This window comes from Mycolicibacterium arenosum (assembly GCF_024320865.1).
In the GTDB taxonomy this organism is placed as follows: domain Bacteria; phylum Actinomycetota; class Actinomycetes; order Mycobacteriales; family Mycobacteriaceae; genus Mycobacterium; species Mycobacterium arenosum.
The window spans coordinates 155,759-175,647 of the sequence record NZ_JANDBD010000006.1 but is presented as its reverse complement, the minus strand read 5'-3'; the positions used below and the strand labels follow the sequence as shown (position 1 = coordinate 175,647).

20 protein-coding genes and 1 pseudogene are annotated in these 19,889 nt (G+C 68.3%); 5 read left to right on the top strand and 16 right to left on the bottom strand.

Features of this window, described 5'->3' with window-relative positions; all coding sequences use genetic code 11:
- Nucleotide 1 precedes the first annotated feature (1 nt).
- On the top strand, nucleotides 2-1,357 hold the full coding sequence (locus NM203_RS16115) for a cation:proton antiporter (RefSeq protein ID WP_255061017.1): 1,356 nt from the start codon (nucleotides 2-4) through the stop codon (nucleotides 1,355-1,357).
- Here the strand turns inward: NM203_RS16115 and NM203_RS16110 are convergent.
- The 4 genes from NM203_RS16110 to NM203_RS16095 are packed head-to-tail and all read right to left on the bottom strand — an operon-like array spanning nucleotide 1,354 to nucleotide 5,229.
- Nucleotides 1,354-2,025: a GntR family transcriptional regulator gene (locus tag NM203_RS16110; protein WP_255061016.1), complete on the bottom strand. Its 672-nt coding sequence runs from the start codon at nucleotides 2,023-2,025 to the stop codon at nucleotides 1,354-1,356. The genes NM203_RS16115 and NM203_RS16110 overlap by 4 nt on opposite strands.
- 44 nt (nucleotides 2,026-2,069) lie before the next feature.
- Entirely contained in the window at nucleotides 2,070-3,053 is a 984-nt protein-coding gene (locus NM203_RS16105) for a transketolase family protein (RefSeq protein WP_255061015.1), read from the bottom strand.
- A complete protein-coding gene (locus NM203_RS16100; RefSeq protein WP_255061239.1) occupies nucleotides 3,050-3,850 on the bottom strand; it encodes a transketolase in 801 nt (266 codons plus the stop codon). Before NM203_RS16100 ends, NM203_RS16105 begins: the two co-directional genes overlap by 4 nt.
- 35 nt (nucleotides 3,851-3,885) lie before the next feature.
- Nucleotides 3,886-5,229 (bottom strand): MFS transporter, encoded by a 1,344-nt coding sequence (locus tag NM203_RS16095; RefSeq protein ID WP_255061014.1) that lies wholly within the window; start codon nucleotides 5,227-5,229, stop codon nucleotides 3,886-3,888.
- Nucleotides 5,230-5,426: 197 nt separating this feature from the next.
- Here NM203_RS16095 and NM203_RS16090 point away from each other — a divergent pair, with 197 nt between their 5' ends.
- The 4 genes from NM203_RS16090 (at nucleotide 5,427) to NM203_RS16075 (ending at nucleotide 8,796) form a co-directional block, all read left to right on the top strand.
- Nucleotides 5,427-6,254: a sugar phosphate isomerase/epimerase family protein gene (locus NM203_RS16090; RefSeq protein WP_255061238.1), complete on the top strand. Its 828-nt coding sequence runs from the start codon at nucleotides 5,427-5,429 to the stop codon at nucleotides 6,252-6,254.
- Between the two features lie 10 nt (nucleotides 6,255-6,264).
- Complete coding sequence (locus NM203_RS16085) at nucleotides 6,265-7,035, top strand: SDR family NAD(P)-dependent oxidoreductase (RefSeq protein ID WP_255061013.1); 771 nt, start codon at nucleotides 6,265-6,267, stop codon at nucleotides 7,033-7,035.
- 147 nt (nucleotides 7,036-7,182) lie between these two features.
- A complete protein-coding gene (locus NM203_RS16080; protein WP_255061012.1) occupies nucleotides 7,183-7,716 on the top strand; it encodes a hemerythrin domain-containing protein in 534 nt (177 codons plus the stop codon).
- Between the two features lie 369 nt (nucleotides 7,717-8,085).
- On the top strand, nucleotides 8,086-8,796 hold the full coding sequence (locus NM203_RS16075; RefSeq protein ID WP_255061237.1) for an NADPH-dependent F420 reductase: 711 nt from the start codon (nucleotides 8,086-8,088) through the stop codon (nucleotides 8,794-8,796).
- Nucleotides 8,797-8,827: 31 nt separating this feature from the next.
- On the opposite strand, the gene NM203_RS16070 is transcribed toward NM203_RS16075, so the two are convergent.
- From NM203_RS16070 to NM203_RS16015, 12 genes and pseudogenes are all read right to left on the bottom strand, one after another.
- On the bottom strand, nucleotides 8,828-9,493 hold the full coding sequence (locus tag NM203_RS16070) for a GntR family transcriptional regulator (RefSeq protein WP_255061011.1): 666 nt from the start codon (nucleotides 9,491-9,493) through the stop codon (nucleotides 8,828-8,830).
- 137 nt (nucleotides 9,494-9,630) lie between these two features.
- Nucleotides 9,631-11,070 (bottom strand): annotated as a pseudogene (locus tag NM203_RS16065) (GMC family oxidoreductase); the annotation flags it as partial.
- Between the two features lie 20 nt (nucleotides 11,071-11,090).
- Nucleotides 11,091-11,933 carry an alpha/beta fold hydrolase gene (locus tag NM203_RS16060; protein WP_255061010.1) on the bottom strand — a complete coding sequence of 281 codons (843 nt, stop codon included), beginning with the start codon at nucleotides 11,931-11,933 and terminating at the stop codon, nucleotides 11,091-11,093.
- Nucleotides 11,934-12,134: 201 nt separating this feature from the next.
- Nucleotides 12,135-12,266 carry a hypothetical protein gene (locus NM203_RS33130; RefSeq protein WP_308212834.1) on the bottom strand — a complete coding sequence of 44 codons (132 nt, stop codon included), beginning with the start codon at nucleotides 12,264-12,266 and terminating at the stop codon, nucleotides 12,135-12,137.
- Nucleotides 12,267-12,399: 133 nt separating this feature from the next.
- Nucleotides 12,400-13,086 carry a 3-oxoacid CoA-transferase subunit B gene (locus NM203_RS16050; protein ID WP_255061009.1) on the bottom strand — a complete coding sequence of 229 codons (687 nt, stop codon included), beginning with the start codon at nucleotides 13,084-13,086 and terminating at the stop codon, nucleotides 12,400-12,402.
- On the bottom strand, nucleotides 13,083-13,781 hold the full coding sequence (locus tag NM203_RS16045; RefSeq protein ID WP_255061008.1) for a 3-oxoacid CoA-transferase subunit A: 699 nt from the start codon (nucleotides 13,779-13,781) through the stop codon (nucleotides 13,083-13,085). Before NM203_RS16045 ends, NM203_RS16050 begins: the two co-directional genes overlap by 4 nt.
- Nucleotides 13,778-14,944 (bottom strand): bifunctional 3-oxoadipate enol-lactonase/4-carboxymuconolactone decarboxylase PcaDC, encoded by a 1,167-nt coding sequence (gene pcaDC, locus NM203_RS16040; RefSeq protein ID WP_255061007.1) that lies wholly within the window; start codon nucleotides 14,942-14,944, stop codon nucleotides 13,778-13,780. The genes NM203_RS16045 and pcaDC overlap by 4 nt, the downstream gene beginning before the upstream one ends.
- On the bottom strand, nucleotides 14,941-16,146 hold the full coding sequence (locus NM203_RS16035; RefSeq protein ID WP_255061006.1) for a lyase family protein: 1,206 nt from the start codon (nucleotides 16,144-16,146) through the stop codon (nucleotides 14,941-14,943). The genes pcaDC and NM203_RS16035 overlap by 4 nt, the downstream gene beginning before the upstream one ends.
- On the bottom strand, nucleotides 16,143-16,712 hold the full coding sequence (gene pcaG / locus NM203_RS16030; RefSeq protein WP_255061005.1) for a protocatechuate 3,4-dioxygenase subunit alpha: 570 nt from the start codon (nucleotides 16,710-16,712) through the stop codon (nucleotides 16,143-16,145). The genes NM203_RS16035 and pcaG overlap by 4 nt, the downstream gene beginning before the upstream one ends.
- Complete coding sequence (gene pcaH, locus NM203_RS16025; RefSeq protein ID WP_255061004.1) at nucleotides 16,712-17,509, bottom strand: protocatechuate 3,4-dioxygenase subunit beta; 798 nt, start codon at nucleotides 17,507-17,509, stop codon at nucleotides 16,712-16,714. The genes pcaG and pcaH overlap by 1 nt, the downstream gene beginning before the upstream one ends.
- Before the next feature lie 18 nt (nucleotides 17,510-17,527).
- Complete coding sequence (locus NM203_RS16020) at nucleotides 17,528-18,886, bottom strand: MFS transporter (RefSeq protein ID WP_255061003.1); 1,359 nt, start codon at nucleotides 18,884-18,886, stop codon at nucleotides 17,528-17,530.
- A gap of 64 nt (nucleotides 18,887-18,950) precedes the next feature.
- Complete coding sequence (locus NM203_RS16015) at nucleotides 18,951-19,808, bottom strand: shikimate dehydrogenase (RefSeq protein ID WP_255061002.1); 858 nt, start codon at nucleotides 19,806-19,808, stop codon at nucleotides 18,951-18,953.
- Nucleotides 19,809-19,889: the final 81 nt, after the last annotated feature.

Genomic DNA, 19,889 nt, shown 5'->3' with positions numbered 1-19,889 from the left:
CGTGCCCCCGCTACTCACCATCGCCTACCACTTCTTCCTGCAGATCGCCGTCATCCTGCTGACCTACCGGCTGCTATGGCCGCTGTTCCGCCGGCTCGGTCAGGTGCAGGTGGTCGCGATCATGGTGGCCGGATTCCTGCTCGGCCCTTCGGTTCTGGGCTGGGTCTGGCCCGCCGCGCAGCAGTGGCTGTTCCCGTCGAAGCTGACCATCGGTGCCGAGACGTTCACCCATCCGAACCTCACGGTCATCTACGTCGTCGGCCAACTCGGGCTGGTGCTCTACATGTTCCTCGTCGGCGCCTCGTTCAAGCTCGACATCCTCAGCGCGCACACCCGACAGGCCGGTGCCACCTCGGCGGCGGGTATCGGTATCCCGTTGATCCTCGGCGGTGCCGTCGGATGGTGGATGGTGGGTCTCGGCGGCTACTTCACCGACAAGGTGGAGCACTGGCAGGGCGGGCTGTTCGTCGCGGCCGCCGTCGCGATCACGGCCTTCCCGATGCTGGCGTGGATCGTCTACGACTCCGGGCTGCTCAACACCCGGCTGGGCACGATGTCGCTGTCGTGCGCCGCCGTCGACGACGCGTGCGCCTGGGTGCTGCTGGCGACCGTGGTGGCGACGTCCAAAGGCAGCCTCTTCGGCGCGTTCCTGGCCATCGGCGGCGGACTGATCTACCTGCTGTTCATGGTGTACGTGGGCCGTCGACTGCTCGCGAAGCTGAACACCTGGACACCACGGCGCGCCGATGTCGAACAGACCGGCGGTGTCCCGATCACCCAACTGAGCATCATCCTGCTGGTGGTTCTGACAGCCAGTTGGTTCACCGATCTCGTCGGAATCTATTCGGTCTTCGGTGCTTTCGTGGCCGGCGCGGTGATGCCGCGGGGCGCGCTACTGGATACGATCCGCGATCGTCTCGAACCGTTGACCGCCTACCTGCTGCTGCCGGCGTTCTTCATCTACTCGGGGCTGAACACCCAGCTCAGCCTGATCCTCGACGGGCCGACGCTGGCCATGGCCGCGGTCGTGATGGCCGTGTCGTTCGCGGCGAAGTTCGGCGCCGTCGGGCTGGCGGCGCGCTGGCAGGGCATGAGTTGGTACGAGGCCGGGTCCATGGGTGCACTGGCCAACGCCCGCGGCCTGATGGAACTCATCCTGCTCAACATCGGGCTCGAGGCGGGCCTGATATCGGGGAAGCTCTACACCATCCTCGCGCTGATGGCCATCGTCACGACGTTCGCCGCGACTCCCCTGCAGAGGGCGATTCAGCGCCGGCTCAGGAACACGGGATCGAAGTTCGGGCCGACGGGTGTCGAGCCGCTCGACGACGTCCCCGAGAGGTCGCCGGCGACCTAACCCGCTGCGCCGGACACCAACGTGTCGGCGGCACCGGCCATGTGGTCGAAGACGGCTGCAGCGGCCTTCTGATCGTCGCCGGACTCGATGGCGTCGACGATGTCGTGGTGTCGTTTGGCGTTCATGTTCTTGATGGCCCGGTCGACACCGGCGAACATGATCGACATCCGGATGCTGCCTTCCAGAGACGTCCACTGGTGCAGCAGGGTGACGTTGCCGGTGAGTTGGCACATGGTGCGGTGGAAGCGCAGGTCGGCCTCGATGCGGTCCTCGAGATTGGATGCCGCCCAACGATCCATCTCGTCGACCGCACTTCGCAGCGCGCTGACGACGTCGGCGCGGTCGGGCTTCAACGCCAATTCGCGGGCGGCCAACGACTCCAGGGCGGCACGAACATCGAAGATGTCACGGATCTCCTTGGTGTCGAGGTGCCGCACGGACAGCCGCCCCCGCGCCCCGGCCGAGATGAGGCCCTCCTGCTGCAGTTGGCGCATCGCCTCCCGCAGGGTGCCCCTGCTGATCTGCAAGGCCTCCGACAGCTCCGTTTCGACCAGGTGCGTCCCCGGCCGCAACTGTCCCGAGGTGATGGCTTTGCGCAGCGCGGTCAGGGCCTGCTCGCGGAGGCTCGTCTTCTCCAGTCGCAGCAGCGAGGTCGGCTCGACCGACATGGAGCGCTCCTTGATTGTCGACATTCGCTTGTCAACAGCCAACCCTACAGCCGGTCCAGCACGGTGGCGACGATCCGCGCCGTCGACAGGCCGTAGCGTTCGTGCAGCGTCGGCAGGGCGCCGGCGGCGAGGAACTCGTCGGGAAGCCCGATCGGCGTGATCTGCTTGGCGACTCCGCGTCGCACGGCTGCCGAGGCGACGGTCTCGAACAACCCGCCGACCACCGTGTGGTTCTCGAGTGTCACCACGAGCCGATCCGTATCCACCTGTCCGAGGACGGTTTCCGCGTCGAACGGTTTGATGGTCGGGGTGTGGACGACCGCGACGTCGACGTTGTGCGCGCTCAGCGCGTCGGCGGCCTGCAACGCCCGCATCGTCATCAGGCCCGACGAGATCAGCACGACGTCGTTGCCACCGCGAAGCACCTTGGCCCTGCCGAGTTCGAACGTGTAGTCGTACTCATCAAGAACACAGGGCACCTGCCCTCTGAGTAGGCGGAGGTACGTCGGCCCCGGATGCTCGGCCAACTGCGGGACCGCCTGCTCGATGTCCACCGAATCACACGGGTCGACGATCGTCAGGTTCGGCATGCCTCGGAAGATCGCGAGATCCTCCGTCGCCTGGTGCGACGGTCCGTATCCCGTCGTCAGTCCCGGCAGTCCGCCGACGACGTTCACGTTGAGGTTCGGCTCGGCGATGTCGAGGCAGATGAAGTCGTACGCGCGCCGGGCGGCGAACACCGAGTAGGTGGACGCGAACGGCACCAGGCCGGTTTCGGCCATCCCCGCGGCGGCGCCGAAGAGCAGCTGCTCGGCCATCCCCATCTGGAAGAACCGGTCGGGGAACTCCTTGGCGAAGATGTGCATGTCGGTGTACTTGCCGAGGTCGGCCGTGAGCCCGACGATGCGCGGGTCGGCCTGCGCGGCACTCACCAACGCGTGCCCGAAGGGCGCGGGCGACGTCTTCTGGCCCGGGTCGGCGAACGATGCGATCATCGCCGACGTCTTCAGTGGCGCAACGGATGTCATACCAGTACTCCTTCACGGCCCGCGGTGAGCTGATCGCGACAGATCTGCCACTCGTCGGCGTCGATGCGCATGAAGTGCGCCTTCTCGCGGTTCTCCAACATCGGCACACCCCGACCGACCCTGGTGTCGCACAGGATGACCGACGGCGCACCGACCGGCTCCGAGCACACGTTGTCGAACGCGTCCAGCAGTGCGTCGACGTCGTTGCCGTCGACACGCTGGGTGTGCCAACCGCATGCGGTCCACTTGTCGGCAACGGGCTCGGTGCGCAGCACGCCGACGGTGGGGCCGTCGGCCTGCAGCGCGTTGATGTCGACCATCGCGATCAGGTTGCCCAGCTGATGGTGCGATGCGCCCATGGCCGCCTCCCACGTCGAGCCCTCGTCGAGTTCGCCGTCGGACAGGAAGTTGATGACGCGGGAGCCGGACCCCTGGTGCCGCAAACCGAGGGCCATGCCGACCGCCACCGTCAGGCCGTGACCCAGTGATCCGCCCGAGATCTCCATTCCCGGTGTGTAGCTGGCCATTCCGGACATCGGGAGACGAGACTCGTCGGAGCCGTAGCTGTCCAGTTCGGCCACCTCGATGATGCCGGCTTCGGCCAGCGCGGAATAGAGCGCGATGGCGTAGTGGCCCGTCGACAGAAGGAACCGATCGCGGTCGGCCCAGTGCGGGTCGTCGGCGCGATAGCGCAACTGGTCGGCGTAGACCGCGGCCAGCATGTCGGCCGCACCCAGCGCCTGCCCGACGTAACCCTGCCCCTGCGCCTCACCCATGTTCAGCGCATGGTGGCGCATCCGGTAGGCCGCTGCGGTGACCTTCTCACTGCGCGTCACGCCGCCACCCCGTGCGCCGCAGGGGTTTCGGCCGACGCGCGGTCCGCGAGCTCGCGCTCCCTGGCACCCCAGGTTTCGCGGGTGAGAAGCGCCGCGATCAGACCGATGGCCATGTAGGTGCTGAACAGCAGGGCCGGGCCCCACCATCCGTAGGCCTCGTACAGCAGCGTGGTGATGAAGGGCGTGAATCCCGATGCGATGGCCGAGATCTGGTACGCCAGCGACGCACCCGAGGAACGCGTGTTGGCGTTGAACAGTTCAGGGAACCAACCGCCCTGGGACGCCGCCAGCGCGTTCTGGAACACCCCGTACGCGATGACGAACGTGGCGAGGATGAGGAGGAACACCCCGGTGTTCACCGTGACGAACATCAGCACGCCGAAGGGAATGCCCAGCGCGCACACCCATAGGTACAGCGGGCGACGACCGATCCTGTCCGTGAGCTTGGCCCAGGCGAAGGTGGCGAAGATGCCGATGGCCGATGCGACGCAGAGTGCGCCGATTGTCTGCGACCTGGTCGCCAGCTCGGCGCTCTTCAGGTAGGACAGCATGTAGGTGATGGACACGGCGTAACCGGCGGTCTCGGCGATGCGAAGGCCGATGCCGCGCAGAATGTTTCGCCAATCCGTCTTGACCACCTCGACGATCGGCGATTTGACGATGTTGCCCTGTTCCTTGACGTCCTCGAATACCGGGGACTCGGGCACCTTGGCGCGGATGATCAGACCGACGATGACGAGGACGGCGCTTGCGAGGAAAGGCACCCGCCACGCCCAGTCGCCACCGAGGTGGATGCTGAAGAAGAACACCAGGTTGGCCATGAGCAATCCGACGGGGAAGCCGGCCTGGACGATGCCGGTGTAGCGACCCTTCTTCTTCCACGGGGCGTGCTCGTAGCTCATCAGGATGGCGCCGCCCCACTCGGCGCCGAAGGCGAGACCCTGGATTATGCGCACGGTCACCAGCAGGATCGGCGCTAGCACGCCGACGGTCGCGTAGGTCGGCAGCAGTCCGATGGCGAACGTGGCCAGACCCATGAGGATCAGCGACGCAACCAGGACCGGCTTGCGCCCGACCTTGTCGCCGAGGTGACCGCCGATGACGCCGCCGAGCGGCCGCGCGACGAACCCGACGCCGAGCGTCGCGAAGGCCAGCAGGGTGCCGGTCACCGGACTGGAGTTCGGGAAGAACGCGGTGCCGAAGTAGAGCGCGGCCGCGGTACCGAACCCGATGAAGTCGTACGTCTCGATGACAGCCCCGACACCGGAGCCGATCGCTACTCGCTTGGCGTCCTTGGTGCCGTGCACCGGACCCCGCATCGTCAGAGCGTCGTCGCTCATGGTGGCCATCCTTTCAAATGAGGATCTAGCTGGGCAATCCACATCACTGTCGACGGTTGACAGTGCGTTGCGTCACCCAGTGTGACGCCGCGCACACGCTATGTCAACAGTCGACATCAATTGACCGTTACCCGTTGACTGTTAACAGTCGAATAGTTAATGTGGTCGTCATCACGAGGCGCAAGGGAGGCGAGCGGATGCTGCACTACGACAGCCGACTGGGCTGCTCAACCATCAGCTTCAGACATCAGCCGCTGTCCGAAGCGCTGGCCACGATCGCCGGACTCGGGTTCGCCGAGATCGACCTCGGCGCGCTGCCGGGCGTATGCGACCACGTCCCCTACGTCCTCGACATGCACGCCGTGGAGGACGTTGCGCGCACCGTTGTCGCGTCGGGCCTGCGGGTCCGCTCCATCAACGGCGACATCGGCAACCTCAACGCGAACCTCGCCGACGAGGCTCGCGCCGAGCGTCGTCGCCACCTGGACATGCTGGTCGCGCTTGCCGTCGCCACCGATGCCCGCGCACTGGTTCTTCCGTGCGGCGCGATCGACCACACGCCGTTCGAGACCCTCGAGGCGGACGTGACACGGGTCGCCGACGAGCTCGCTCAAGCAGCAGACGTGGCCGCCTCACGCGGCGTGCGGCTGTGGACCGAGTCGCTGCACCTGCATCGCCTCTGCTGGAATCTCGAGCGCGCGCAGTTACTCACCGACCGTCTCGCCGACGTGGTCGGAATCGTCATGGACTTCAGCCACATCGTCGCCTCCGAAGCCGACCCCGTCGAGTTCGTCACCCGATTCGGACCGCGTATCGAACACGTTCACATCCGTGACGCGGTGCCGGGGAACATCAACCTCTCCGTCGGCCGAGGCACCGTCGACTTCGCCGAGGGGCTGAAGGCACTCGCCGACGACGGATTCGCGGGCCACTTCTCGCTCGAACTCGAGACCCGCGACATCACTCACGAGCAACGGCCCGCAGCGGCCGCCGCAGCCGGCCGGCTGATTTCCTCGCTGATCTAAAAGGAGAACCATGAGCACCACCCGAACCGCCGTCCTGACCGGAGCCACCTCCGATCGCGGTATCGGCATGACCACCGCCCAGCGCTACGCCCGAGAGGGCTGGGCCATCGTGATCCTCGACCTCGACGGCGAGAAGTCGGCGAAGGTCGCCGCCGACATCGGAAACCAGTTCGCCGTGCCGGCTTTCGGTTACGCGCTCGACGTCACGTCCGAGGAGTCGGTCACCGCGGCGCAAACCGCCGTCGCCGCGGAGGTCGCCGCAGGAAATCTGCCCCCGGTCGGTGCACTCGCGAACATCGCGGGCATCACCTCACCGGTGCCGTTCCTCGACACCACCCTCGAGCTCTGGAACACGGTCATGGCGGTCAACGCCACCGGCACCTACCTCGTGACCAAGGCCTTCCTGCCCGCGATGCTGGAGAACGGCTTCGGGCGCATCGTCAACATGTCGTCGGTGTCCGCGCAACGCGGTGGCGGCGTCTTCGGCAAGGTCCCCTACTCGTCGGCGAAGGCCGCCATCCTCGGATTCACGAAGGCGCTGGCGCGCGAGATCGCCGACAGCGGAGTCACCGTCAACGCCATCACTCCCGGCGCGGTCGACACCAACATCAGGGTCGGCGCCACGGCGGAGTCCGAGGCCGCACTGGCGGCGGGTATCCCGATCGGGCGGACCGCCACCACCGAAGAGGTGGCCGCCGTCATCACCTTCCTCTCGAGCGACGACGCGAGCTACCTCACCGGAACGACCGTGGACATCAACGGCGGCAGTCACATGCACTGACTTGTGCGGACTTCTCGTCTCCCGGAGGGGGACCGGACGATGACGAGAAAGGGAAGCAGGCCAGCGATCCGATCACTGGCCTGCTTCTTCTTATGCAGCTGCGCCGACACGAAGCGTGACCGTGCGCGGAACGGGTACTGCAGGCACATGGCCGACATCATCGAACTCGTCTACGCCGACCACGATTGGCTGCGGCGCCAGTTCTTCCTCCTCGACGACGCGAAGACGAGCGTGGAACAGGCAGCGATCTGGGATCAACTCAGCACGCGACTGGACGCCCACGCCGACGCCGAGGAGACCGTCTTCTACCCCGCTCTGCTGAAGCACGGCGGGCGCGACGTTCCCGGTAACCCCGAAGCCGACCCGGAGGACGAGACCGAGGACGCGATCACCGACCACAACGCGATCCGCGACGCGATCCGCCGGTCCCGCCAGCTCGAGCCGGGCAGCGAGCAGTGGTTCGAGGCCGTCATCGAGGCGCGCAAGGAGAACGGCGAGCATCTCGAGGAGGAGGAGCGAGAGGCGTTGCCGGACTTCATCAAGAGCGCGTCGCTGGAACTCCGTCATGAACTGGGCATGCGCTGGTTGCAGTTCTACGCCGAGCACGACACGACCCAGGGCATCGACAACAGGGACAAGGACGCCGAGGACTACATCGAGGAGCACGGCAGCGGCGACTAGGCGGTGAGCGCGTAGAGTCGCATCATCGGGACCAGCCAGGCCCCCTTTACAGTGAGGGCAGGCAATGGCAGACAAGTCGCCTCGTCAGGGTATGACCAAGAAGTCCGGTAAGTCGCTCAAGGAGAAACGCGCCGACAAGCGCGCGGCCGGGAACACCGCCTCGGGCACCGAGACGTTGATGAACGGCAAGAAGAAGCACTAACCGCCACGACTACGGCACCGCCCCGGCCAGGTGGCGGAGACCGCGAAAGACAATCTGGTCGTTGATCCGTGGATCCTGCGGCGGGCTCGCGACGACGGGCACATCCGTTCGGTTCCCGACAACCGCCGCGCGACATCCGATGCGGAATACCCGCCGACGAACTCACGTTGCCGTGGCGAGGGTCGAGAACTCTCACACGGAGGCGATGCATGAAGATCGGAATCATCGGAGCAGGGCAGATCGGTGGAACGCTGACGCGCCGACTACGCGCACTCGGCCACGAGGTGGCCGTGTCGAACTCTCGCTCACCGGAAACACTCTCCGATCTGGTGAAGGAGACCGGCGCAACGGCCGTGTGGGCGAAGGACGCCGCGGCCGATGCCGACCTCGTCATCGTGAGCATCCCGCAGAAGAACGTGCCCGACCTCGCCGACGGGATCGTCGACGCGCGAAAGCCCGACGCCCCGGTGATCGAGACCAACAACTACTACCCGCAGCAGCGGGACGGCGAGATCGCGGGAATCGAAGACGGTCAGGTCGAGAGCGCATGGGTCGCCGAGCAGATCGGCGCACCGGTGTTCAAGGTGTTCAACGGGATCTGGTGGAAGCACCTGCTCGAGAAGGGCACACCGAGCGGCACCCCCGGCCGCATCGCCCTTCCGATCGCCGGGGCGGACGGGCCGGGCCGAGCGCTGGTCAGCGACGTCGTCGACGAACTGGGATTCGAGCCCGTCGACAGCGGACCGATCTCCGAGTCGTGGCGTCAGCAGCCGGGAACGCCCTTGTACGGCAAGGACTTCGACGCGGAGAAGACACGCGAGGCGCTCGCCGAGGCGTCGCCCGAGCGAACAGCGGAATGGACCGCGCGCTCGGCCTAGCCCGCCGCCACTCCCCCATGCGAGCGGGTGATCACTGACCGTCGAGGCCGTCGAGGAGCGGTGACAACGTCTCCCAGTTCTGCCGGGTCGCCTCCGCCGCGGCGTCCGCGTCGCGTCCGCGGCAGAGCTGGATGATCCGTCGGTGCTGCGCTATCGAGTGACGGCCGGAAAGTGAAGAGAAGCGCAGGAACTCGACTCGGCGAAGCACCGGAGTGACCTGTTCGAGAACCACCGGGATCGCGTTGTTCCGGCTGGCCTCGACGGCTACGCCGTGGAACCGATCGTCGGCGCGGATGGCGGATTCGGGGTCGCCCGCGGATAACGCGTCGGCGAACTCCTTGTTCGCCGTCACCATCGCGGCGAAATCGGGCTTACCCATCAGCGGAACCGCGACACGGACCGCCAACGCGTGCATGGCCGCCGCAACGGCCTGCGCGTCGAGTACCGCATCGCGCTCTATGGTCGAGACCACCGTCGAGCGACCGGGCAGGGTGCGCACCAGTCCAGCGGTCTCCAGACGCGCGATCGCCTCCCGGATCGGAGTGCGGCTGATGCCCAGCCACTGCTCGAGTTCGGGGTCGCGCAACGTCTCGCCCGGTGCCAGCGTTCCGTTGACGATGGCATCCCTGATCGACTCGTATGCCTGCTCGCGCAACAGCGATCGTCGATGTCTTCCGCTCTCCTCCGGCACCGGCATGCGGAATATCGTATGTCAGCCGGCGCCTGACCTCGGTCAAAGCGATCGCCCGCGGATGAGGTCGGCGGCGCCTTCTCACCGATCATGATCGTCGCTGCGTTGGTGTTCACGGCGACGATCCTGGGCATGACGGACGCGTCGGCGACCCGTACGCCGGTCAACCCGTGCACCCGCAACTCGGGATCGACCACCGCCTCGAGCCCCGTGCCCATCGCGCAGCTACCGACGGGGTGGTAGTACGTGCCGGTGCTGCGCGCAACGAACGAACGCAACGCCGCGTCGTCCGTGACGCCGGGTCCGGGGAGCACCTCGCGGGCGCGCCATGGCGCGAACGGTGCGGTGGCCGCGATGTCGCGGGCCACGTGGACGCCGTGGATCATTCGTCGCACGTCGGACTCCGCTCCGAGGTAATCGGGATCGATCAGGGGCGGTGTCGACGGGTTCGGCCCGGCGAGGCGGATCGAGCCGCGGGCCTCGGGAACCGCGGCGATCGCGAAGGTGAAGGCGTTGGCCGGGGCCGCCAGGTGCGGCGGGTGGAACGGTACGTGGATGAACATCAACTGCATGTCCGGCCCCGCGAGCGACTCGTCGCTGCACCACAGCATCGACGCTTCGGCCAGATTGGTCCGGCCGGCGGGGATCGGCTGCGCCGCCTCGTAGACCACACCGCACAGCGGGTGATCGTGCAGATTGCGGCCCACGCCGGGCAGGTGGTGCACGACGGCGACGCCGGCCGCTTCGAGCTCCTCGGCAGGACCCACCCCGGACAGGAGCAGGAGCCGGGGTGAGTCCACCGCACCTGCGCTGAGCACCACCTCGGCATCCGCGTACGCGGTCACCGGCACGCCGTCACGCTCGAAATCAACTCCGATGCAACGGGTCCCGTCGATGCGAAGCCTCGCCGCCCTGGACCGGGTGAGGACCGTGAGATTGGGTCGGCGACCGCTTACCGGGTGCAGATAGGCGGCGGCGGTGCTCTGCCGGGTCCCCTGCGAGATCGAGAGGTCGTGCCAACCGGCCCCTTCGCTGCGGGGTCCGTTGAAATCGTCGGTGACCGGGAACCCCGCCGCGGCGGCGCCGTCGAGGAAGACCCTGGACAGGGGGTTGGCGACCTCACTCGACGCGGGAGCGGGGCGCATCGGTCCGTCGCTACCGCGGTAGTGCGGATCCCGGTCGCCGACCGTCTCCATGCGACGGAAGTAGGGCAGCACGGACTCGTAGTCCCAGCCCGTGCAGCCGTCCTTGGCCCAGGTGTCGAAGTCGTTCGGGTGGCCGCGCAGGAACACCATCGCGTTGATGCTGCTGCTGCCGCCGAGCGTGTGGCCGCGAGGCCAGTTGTGCACGAGGCCCACCGTATTCGCCTGCGAGACGGTCACATAGCCGTAGTCGACGTCGGTACCCCACAGCGCCGGCCAGGCGGGTGGCGTGGCGATCTCGGGTGTCGAGTCGGCCGATCCGGACTCGAGCAGCAGCACACGAACGGTCGGATCCTCGGACAGCCGGGCGGCCAGCACACAGCCCGCCGATCCGGCGCCGATGACCACGTAGTCGTAGTTCCGGGTTGTCACGTCGCGCATCTCCTCTTCGCGGTTGGTGGTCAGGTGCGCGTCGCGTCCGCCGCCTGAACGATCAGGTCGGCCACCGCCCCCGGCTGGGAGACGGTGACGGCGTGGGACGCCTCGATCTCCACCGTGTGGGCGTCCGCTCGGTCCCCCATGAAACGCATCGACTCCGCGGGGATGGCGAGATCCTCGGTGGTGACCATGTTCCAGGACGGGATGTTCTTCCACGCGGCCTTGGTGGCCGGTTCCTCCAGTGCGGCAGCGGCGATGGGTCGCTGAGTAGCGGCCATCAGCGCGCTGACGTCCTCGGGCACATCGGCGGCGAACACGCGGTGGAACTCGTCCTGCTTGATGTAGAGGTCGTCTCCCGAGCCGCCGCCCGACAGCGGGAACGACACGGTGTCGAGGGCGGCTCCGAGTTCGGCGCCGGGGAACTTGGCCGCCAGCTGCCCCGTGCTCTCCCCCGACTCGAGAAGGAAGCTGGCGATGTACACCAGGGCCTTGACGTTGGGAAGCCCGTCGACGGCCTGACTCATCACCGAGCCGCCGTAGGAGTGCCCGGCCAGCACCACAGGCCCGGACACTCCGTCCACCACACTGCGCACGTACGCGGCGTCACTGGCAAGGCCCCGCAGTGGATTGGCGACGGCGACCACCGGATACCCGTCGGCCTCCAACTCCTCGATCACGCCGTTCCAGCTCGACGAGTCCGCGAACGCTCCGTGGACGAGAACCACCGTGGGCCGCTCCGCCGCAGTGCGCGGCTCCGCGACCGCACCCGCACAGCCCGCCGAGAGTCCCGCCACGGCAAGGCCCGCCGTCATCGTCGTGAACACAGAGTTGACCATCAGCCACGCCTCCGGATAGGGACGGCGCACCCCTGGGCACCGTCGGATTGTGATACCGCAATATATTGCATATCGAATACCGCGACTGTCAAACGGCGCTCTCGCGACTCGCATTGTCGATGCCGCCGACGCGCTCCTCGGCGCAGCGCACGGCGGCCTGCACAGCGCCGGGATCGGTGACGCCCGGGGGTACGGCGTGGACTCGGGCGCCGCAATCGACTGCCCGGGTGGTCAGCTCCTGCTGATCAATTCGTCATCCACGGCGAACCGGTAGTGCAGGTCGGCCACCCCGCCGGGGAAGTCGCCCTCGAGTCGTTGGAGGACGTCGACGGTGAGCCAGGCCTCGATCTGCTCACGGCCCACGCGGTGGTGGCCCTAGTCGGTGACGAGGGCGTCGATAGCGCATCCCGCGACGTCGGCGTGTTCTTGCTCTGATGAGGTGTCATGACCCCACCGTGCAGTCTCCCGCAGGGGGAGAGTCAAGCGTCCGATCGAGCTAGCCGGTCAGCTCGACATCGATCCGGTCGGCCAGCGACGCCACGCTGGCACCGAACGTCTCGAGCACCCGGACGGCGCCTTCGCCGTCGGGGTCGATCTCGAAGATCGCCTGATCGGTGTAGACGCGGCTGACGCAGCGCAACCCGGTGAGCGGATAGGTGCAGTCGCGGACGAGTTTGGCGGTGCCGTCCTTCGCGAACAGCGTCATCATGACGAACACGCGCTTCGCGCCGATCGCGAGGTCCATGGCACCGCCCACGGCGGGGATCGCGTCGGGTGCGCCGGTATGCCAGTTCGCGAGGTCGCCGCGCCGACTGACCTGGAACGCGCCGAGCACGCAGACGTCGAGGTGGCCGCCGCGCATCATGGCGAAGGAGTCGGCGTGATGGAAGTAGGACGCGCCCGGTGTTTCGGTCACAGGAATCTTGCCGGCGTTGGTGAGGTCCGCGTCGATGGCGTCGCCGACGGCTTCGCCGCCCATCCCGAGCATGCCGTTCTCGGTGTGCAGCACGATCTCGGACTCCGGGCTCAGGTAGTCGGCGACCGTAGTCGGTTGTCCGATACCGAGATTGACGTAGGAGCCGGCCGGGATGTCGCGGGCGATCATGGCGGCCAGTTCGCGTTTGTCGAGCGGTCCCCGATCGACGTGCTCGACGACGGTTCCGCTCGGTGTGCTGAGCGTCATGATGCGGCCTCCGTTCGGGTGGCGGGTCGCGCGGACAGGTCCAGGATGCGGTCGACGAAGATGCCCGGCGTCACGACGTGCTCCGGGTCGATGTGACCGGCGTCGACCACCGACGACACCTCGGCGATGGTGAGTTCGGCCGCGGTGGCCATCACCGGGCCGAAGTTGCGGGCGGTCTTGCGGTACAGCAGATTTCCCGCCCGGTCGCCGACGTGCGCCCCGATGAGCGCGACGTCGCCCCGGATCGGGTACTCGAGCACGTAGTCGCGACCGTCGATGGTGCGAGTCTCCTTGCCCTCGGCCAACGGGGTGCCGACGCCGGTGGGGCAGAAGAACGCGCCGATACCCGCGCCCGCGGCCCTGATCCGTTCGGCCAGGTTGCCCTGCGGGACGACCTCGAGGTCGACCCTGCCCGCTCGGTACAGCTCGTCGAAGACGTAGGAGTCGGCCTGGCGCGGGAACGAGCAGATCACCTTGGCGACACGGCCGGCGGCCAGCAGTGCGGCCAGTCCGGTGTCGCCGTTGCCCGCGTTGTTGCTGACGATGGTCAGGCCCGTAGCGCCCTGGTCGATGAGCGCGTCGATCAGGGCGGTGGGCATCCCGGCCATCCCGAATCCCCCGACCAGAATCGTTGCGCCGTCGGCGATTCCGGACACCGCGGCACCGGCGTCGACGCAGATCGTGGTGCGGCTCACGACGGCGCTCCGCCGTCGTAGTCGGATAGCACGTCGGCGGCGATGCGGAAGGCCGTGTTGGCGTCCGGCACCCCGCAGTAGATGGCGGTCTGCATCAGTAGTTCCTTGATCTCGTCGTTCGTCAGCCCGTTGCGGCGTGCCGCGCGCAGGTGCATGGCGAGTTCCTCGTGGTGACCCCGCGCGACCAGTGCGGTGAGCGTGACGAGCGAGCGGCTGCGCCGGTCCAGGCCGGGGCGCGTCCAGATGGTCCCCCAGGCGTATTCGGTGATCATGTGCTGGAAGTCTTCGGTCAGGTCGGTGGTCGCGGCCACCGCTCGATCGACGTGCGCGTCGCCGAGCACCTCGCGGCGCACGGTCATGCCCGCGGCGTACACCTCGGCGGTGGTGATCGGCTCGGCCGACACGCCGACGTGCTCGCCGATCAGCCGGGCCACGCGGTCCGGCGCCTCGGCGGGGGCCAGGTGGCCGACGCCGTCGAGCACGACGATTCTGCCGTCCTTGACCCCGGACGCGATGCGCTGCAACGACTCCGGCGGGGTCGCGGCGTCGTCGGCACCCGCGACAGCCAGGACCGGCGCGACGATGTCGGCCAGCCGTCCGGTGACGTCGAAGCCCGCCAGTGCCTCGCACGTGCGCGCGTAGGACTCGGCGTCGGCGTGCCGGAGGGCGTCGAAGAGGGCGGCGCTGACACCCGGCCGCCGGTCGGTGAGGCCGGGGGCGAACCAGCGTTGCGCGGCGCCCGCCAGCATGGTCTCGGTACCGCCGGTTCGGACGGTCGCGGCGCGTTCGCGCCAGCCGTCGGGCGTCCCGATCACCGCGCCGGTGCACAGTACGGTGGCCGACGCGACCCGCTGCGGGGCGTCGAGCAGCAGTTGCAGGCCCACGCAGCCGCCGACGGAATCGCCTGCGTAGTGGAATCGTTCGACTCCGAGTCCGTCCGCCAGGGCCAGCACCGCGGCGGCGAGGTCGGCGACGGTGAACGGCTCGGATGGAGCACCCGCACCGTGGCCGGGCAGGTCCCAGCCGACGACCCGAACGCGCTGTGTGAGCCGCTCGGCGACACCGCTCCACAGCGTCGCAGCCGATGTGCCGAGCGACGGGCCGACGAGCAGCAGTGGGCCGTTGGCGGGTCCGCCGAAGTCGACCGGGGCGAGTGCGATCACGGGATCTCCTTGGCGAAGCGGCGGGCCCGCTCGAGCGTGGCGTCGACGAGCCTATCGGCGGCTCCCAGATAGTCGGGACGGGCTGCACGCCCTGTTAATTCGGTCATCGCGCGCTGCTCCGCTCCGAGCCCCTGGGCGGCTGCGAGATTCGCCGCGGCGCGTGCGGTGTCGACCCGCAGCCCCGAGACGAGCTGTGAGCAGTGCGCGGCGGCGACGACGCTCTGCCGGGCCAGGGTGCGCACGGTGGCCCACTCGGCGTGCCAGGCTCCGTCGGAGCGTTCGTCGACGCTGGTGGCCGACGCGGTGTGCAGGGTCGACGCCAGCGGGCCCGCCGTGAGCGCGGCCCGGCGGATCAGCACCGAGCGCACCGGGTTGGCCTTGTGCGGCATGGTCGACGATCCGCCGCCGCTGCCCTCCGCCAGTTCGCCTATCTCCGTGCGGCTTCCGGTCGCCACGTCGGCCGCGAGGTGCCCCCAGGCGTCGCAGCACGTGACCAGCGCATCGCCGATGCGGGTGACGGTCGAGCGGGTGGTGTGCCACGGCGGGGCCGGCGCGAGGCTCAGCGCGGCGGCCAGTGCATCGCTCAGCGCGATCGCGCCGTCGACGGTGCCGGCCAGTTCGGTGCTGGCGGCCAGCGTTCCGACGGCGCCGCCGACCTGCACGGGCAACTGCGCCCGCAGCCCCGCCAGCGGCTCGGCGGCGTCGAGCAGACCGGTGAGCCAGCGGGCGAACTTGACGCCGAGGGTGCTGGGCAGTGCGGCTTGGGTGAGGGTGCGGGCGAGGGCCGGTGCGTTGCGGTGCTTGTCGGTGAGGTCGGTCAGCGCCCGGACCTGGGTGTCGAACTCGGCGCCGAGCCGCACCAGGACGTCGCGGACGCCCAGCATCAGCGCGGTGTCGACGGCGTCCTGACTGGTTAGGCCGCGGTGCAGCCAGCGCGCCGTCGCCTCGGGGGTGCGTTGCCGCAGCAGCGCGACGAGCCACGTGACGGGGTTGCCGTCGGCGTCGGCACCGCGGGCGATCGTCTCCAGGTCACCGTCGGCGAGAAAGCCGGTCAGGTCGGTGGCCGCCCGCGACGGGGCGATGCCCGCGGCGACGAGTCCGTCCAGCCAGGCCTGCTCGACCTCGATCAGCGCGCCGAGGAAGGCCTCGTCGCTCATCAGGGTGCCGGCCAGGTGATCGCCGGGCCAGAACAGGTCCGTCATCGCTGCTGCCCCGGATACCGCAGGAAGACCGTTTCCGGTGTCGTTGGGCTGCTCTGCAATTGGATGTCGAAGCGCAGCCCGTGTTCGTCGGGGGTGGCGATCAACGTCTCGCGGCGCTCGGCGGGCAACGAGGCCAGCAGCGGGTCGGCGGCCAGCGCGTCCGACGGCACGTAGGCGCGGGTGAACACCCGGTTCAGCAGGCCGCGCGCGAACACCGTCACCATGACGAACGCGGCCCGGCCGGGCGCCGTCGGCCCCGGCACGACCGTGGTGAAGCAGTAGTGACCGGCGTCGTCGGTGCCGGCCCGGCCCCACCCCGTGAAGGTCCACCCGTCGCGGCGCAGGGAGCCCGCCGCAGTGGGCACGTTGCCGTCGGCGTCGGCCTGCCAGATCTCCAGCAGCGCATCGGGAACGGGCCGGCCGTCTCCGTCGGCGACGACGCCGGTCAGCCGTATCGCACCCGGTGTGCCGGGCGGGACGAGTTCGTGTCCGCGCTCGAACGGCAGGGCGTAGCCGTAGAACGGGCCGACGGTCTGCCCTGGAGTGGCGGTCAGCAACGTGCTCATCAGTGGTGCGCTCCGTGATCGTCGGACTCGGTCGGGGTACGCGCCGCGCCCGTCAGCACGATGTCCCATCGGTATCCGGTGGCCCACTCGTGCGTGGTGACGTCGTGGTCGTAGGTGGCGACGAGCCGGTCCCGCGCCTTCTGATCGGTGATCGCCTGGTAGATCGGGTCCAGGGCGAACAGCGGATCACCGGGGAAGTACATCTGCGTGACCATTCGCTGCGTGAATTCGGTTCCGAACAGCGAGAAGTGGATGTGCGCGGGACGCCACGCGTTGTGGTGGTTCTTCCACGGGTACGGGCCGGGCTTGATGGTGGTGAAGCGGTAGAGCCCGTCGTCGTCGGTCAGGCACCGGCCGACCCCGGTGAAGTTGGGGTCGATGGGCGACGGGTGCTGGTCGCGCTTGTGAACGTAGCGCCCACCCGCGTTGGCCTGCCAGATCTCGACGAGTTGACGCCGCACCGGCCGCCCGTTGCCGTCGACGATGCGACCGGTCACCACCATCCGCTCCCCGATCGGCGCTCCACCGTGCTGGATGGTCAGATCGGCCTCCAGCGGATGCACGTCGCGCTCGGAGAAGCACGGCGTCCACAGTTCCACCCCCTCGGGATCCGCGTGCACGAGGTCCTTGGTGGGATGGCGCAGCAGGCTGCTGCGGTAGGGCGAGTAGTCCAGCCGCGGTTGCGTCTCCTCGACACCCGCCCGCTGGTAAGCGGATTCGATCGCACCGATCTCGGCGCTGACGGACGCCTGGCTGGCGGCTGCGGCGTCGGGGTTGGTGTCGACTGGCGCTGTCATGGTGTGCCCCTTCATCGCTCAGTGATCGACGAGTTCCCGCGGCGACCTCGGCGAGGCGCCGCCGAGCTCTGCGGTCGGCACGTCCTTCGTCTCCTTCGCCGTCAGCGCGGCCAGTGTCGCGATCACGCAGACGACGGCGGTGAAGACGCTGATGACCACCCATCCGCCGTCCGGCACGCCACCGAGCGCGGTGACGATGGCGGGCGCGAAGCCGGCGACGAGGAAGCCCAGTTGCGTGCCGATCGCCAGGCCCGAGAAGCGCACGCTGGTGGAGAACATCTCGCCGTAGAAGGACGGCCAGACGGCGTTGGCGGCGGCGTATCCGAAGGAGAACGTGGCGATCGCCAGCGCGAACATCAGCACGTCGTTGCCGCTCGTCATCGACAGCAGGTACAGCGGCATCAGCGCAGCTGAGGACAGTGCCCCGTAGATGAACACGGGTTTGCGACCGATGCGGTCGGCGAGCTTGCCGAACAGCGGTTGGGTGCCGAGGGCCACGATGTTCGCGATGACGACGAGCCACAGCGTCTCGTCCGCTTCGAGGCCCATCTTCTTGCCGTAGGCGATGGCCAGGTTGGCGAAGACCGTGGAGACCGCGGCGATGAAGGCGCAGAAGATGACTCGGATCACGTCGCGCCAGTGGTTGCGCATCAGCGGCATCAGCGGCATCCGGGCGATGGTGCCGGTGGCCTTGGCCTCTTCGAACTCGGGCGTCTCGTCGAGCCGGCGACGGATGAAGTAGGCGACGACCACGACGACGGCGCTGAGCCAGAACGGCACCCGCCAACCCCAGGAGTACAGCGCCTCGTCGGGCAGCGCCACGATCGGGATGACGACGAGCGAGGCCAGGATCAGCCCGCCCTGCGTGCCGGTCAGCGTCCACGAGGTGTAGAACGCCCGCTGGTTGTCCGGCGAGTGCTCCAGTGTCAGCGAGCTCGCACCCGCCTGCTCACCCGCGGCCGAGAAGCCCTGCAGGAGGCGGCATGTCACCAGCAGAACGGGGGCCAGCACCCCGACCGCGTCGTACGTCGGCAGGCAGCCGATCGCGAAGGTCGACGCGCCCATGAGGAGCAGCGTGAACATCAGCACGTTGCGGCGCCCGATCCGATCGCCGAAGTGTCCGATCACGAACGCCCCGACCGGGCGGGCGATGTAGGCGACGCCGAGCGTGGCGAACGACTGCGCGAGCGCTACGGTCTCGTCACCGGCGGGGAAGAAGATCTTCGGAAAGACCAGCGCGGCAACGAAGCCGAAGACGAAGAAGTCGTAGTACTCGACGGCGCTGCCCATGAAGCTGGCCAGCGCGGCCTTCTTCGGCGTCCGTGCCGGAGTGGCTGCCGCCCCCCGGTCGGGTGGATTGTTGTCGATGACGCTCATGGGTTCCTCCTAGTGTGCTTCTGACGTGCGTTCTGTGAGTTGAGTTGAGTAAAGGGGCGCGATTTCACCCTGCGAGCGTGCGGAAGTGCCGCGACATGCGGTCGGCGTCCGGGGTGATCCCGGTGATGAGTTCGAATGCGGTGGTGGCCTGGTGCACGGCCATGTGTCCGCCGTCCAGCGTGCGGCAGCCCGCGGTGCGGGCGGCCGCCAGCAGGGCGGTGTTCAGCGGTCGGTAGACGATGTCCGCGACCCACAGTCCGGGATGGAGCAGGGCCGCGTCGAAGGGGATGCCCGGATGGTCCGCCATACCGGTCGGGGTGCAGTGCACGATGCCGTCGCTGCCGGGAAGCAGCACCGACAGCTTGTCGAACGCGCTCGCGTCGACCCGTGCATTGGGATGCCTGCCGGCCAGATCGTGGGCGAGCACGGCCGCGCGGTCCACGTCCAGGTCGACCACGGCCAGGTGCTCGACACCGAGGTCCAGCAGGGCGTGGCCGACGGCGGCGCCCGCTCCCCCGGCACCGAGCAGGACCACGTTGGCGACGTCGGCTCCCGGCAGTCCCTCGGCGAATCCCGTGGCGAAGCCGGGTGCGTCGGTGTTGTAGCCGACCGTCTTGTCAGCCCCGAAGATCACGGTGTTGACCGCGCCCAGCGCCGCAGCGGCGTCGTCCAGGTCGTCGAGGTGCGGGATCACCAACTGCTTGCACGGATGCGTCACGTTCAGTGCGTCATAGCCGAGGGCCCGGGCCCACTCGAGGATCTCCCCGATCCGCTCGGGAGCCACGCCGATGACGTTCAGGTCGATCGTGCGATACAGGTAGTCGAGGCCGTGGGCGCGCCCCTCCGCCATGTGCAGCGCGGGCGTCAGAGACGGGCCGACGCCCTGTCCGACCAGCCCCACCAGATAGGGATTGGATGCCACGCTCCACCGTCCTCGTTAATGTACTAACTAGTACGTACCTGAGAAGTAGAGCACTGTGTCCCAGGTCTCGTCAAGAGGTGG

Excerpts from the sequence above, each read along its gene's own strand:
- NM203_RS16110 (WP_255061016.1), bottom strand. The coding sequence starts at position 2,025 with ATGTCGGTCGAGCCGACCTCGCTGCTGCGACTGGAGAAGACGAGCCTC.
- NM203_RS16105 (WP_255061015.1), bottom strand. The coding sequence starts at position 3,053 with ATGACATCCGTTGCGCCACTGAAGACGTCGGCGATGATCGCATCGTTC.
- NM203_RS16100 (WP_255061239.1), bottom strand. The coding sequence starts at position 3,850 with ATGCGCCACCATGCGCTGAACATGGGTGAGGCGCAGGGGCAGGGTTAC.
- NM203_RS16095 (WP_255061014.1), bottom strand. The coding sequence starts at position 5,229 with ATGAGCGACGACGCTCTGACGATGCGGGGTCCGGTGCACGGCACCAAG.
- NM203_RS16090 (WP_255061238.1), top strand. The coding sequence starts at position 5,427 with ATGCTGCACTACGACAGCCGACTGGGCTGCTCAACCATCAGCTTCAGA.
- NM203_RS16085 (WP_255061013.1), top strand. The coding sequence starts at position 6,265 with ATGAGCACCACCCGAACCGCCGTCCTGACCGGAGCCACCTCCGATCGC.
- NM203_RS16080 (WP_255061012.1), top strand. The coding sequence starts at position 7,183 with ATGGCCGACATCATCGAACTCGTCTACGCCGACCACGATTGGCTGCGG.
- NM203_RS16070 (WP_255061011.1), bottom strand. The coding sequence starts at position 9,493 with ATGCCGGTGCCGGAGGAGAGCGGAAGACATCGACGATCGCTGTTGCGC.
- NM203_RS16050 (WP_255061009.1), bottom strand. The coding sequence starts at position 13,086 with ATGACGCTCAGCACACCGAGCGGAACCGTCGTCGAGCACGTCGATCGG.
- NM203_RS16035 (WP_255061006.1), bottom strand. The coding sequence starts at position 16,146 with ATGACGGACCTGTTCTGGCCCGGCGATCACCTGGCCGGCACCCTGATG.
- pcaG (WP_255061005.1), bottom strand. The coding sequence starts at position 16,712 with ATGAGCACGTTGCTGACCGCCACTCCAGGGCAGACCGTCGGCCCGTTC.
- pcaH (WP_255061004.1), bottom strand. The coding sequence starts at position 17,509 with ATGACAGCGCCAGTCGACACCAACCCCGACGCCGCAGCCGCCAGCCAG.
- NM203_RS16020 (WP_255061003.1), bottom strand. The coding sequence starts at position 18,886 with ATGAGCGTCATCGACAACAATCCACCCGACCGGGGGGCGGCAGCCACT.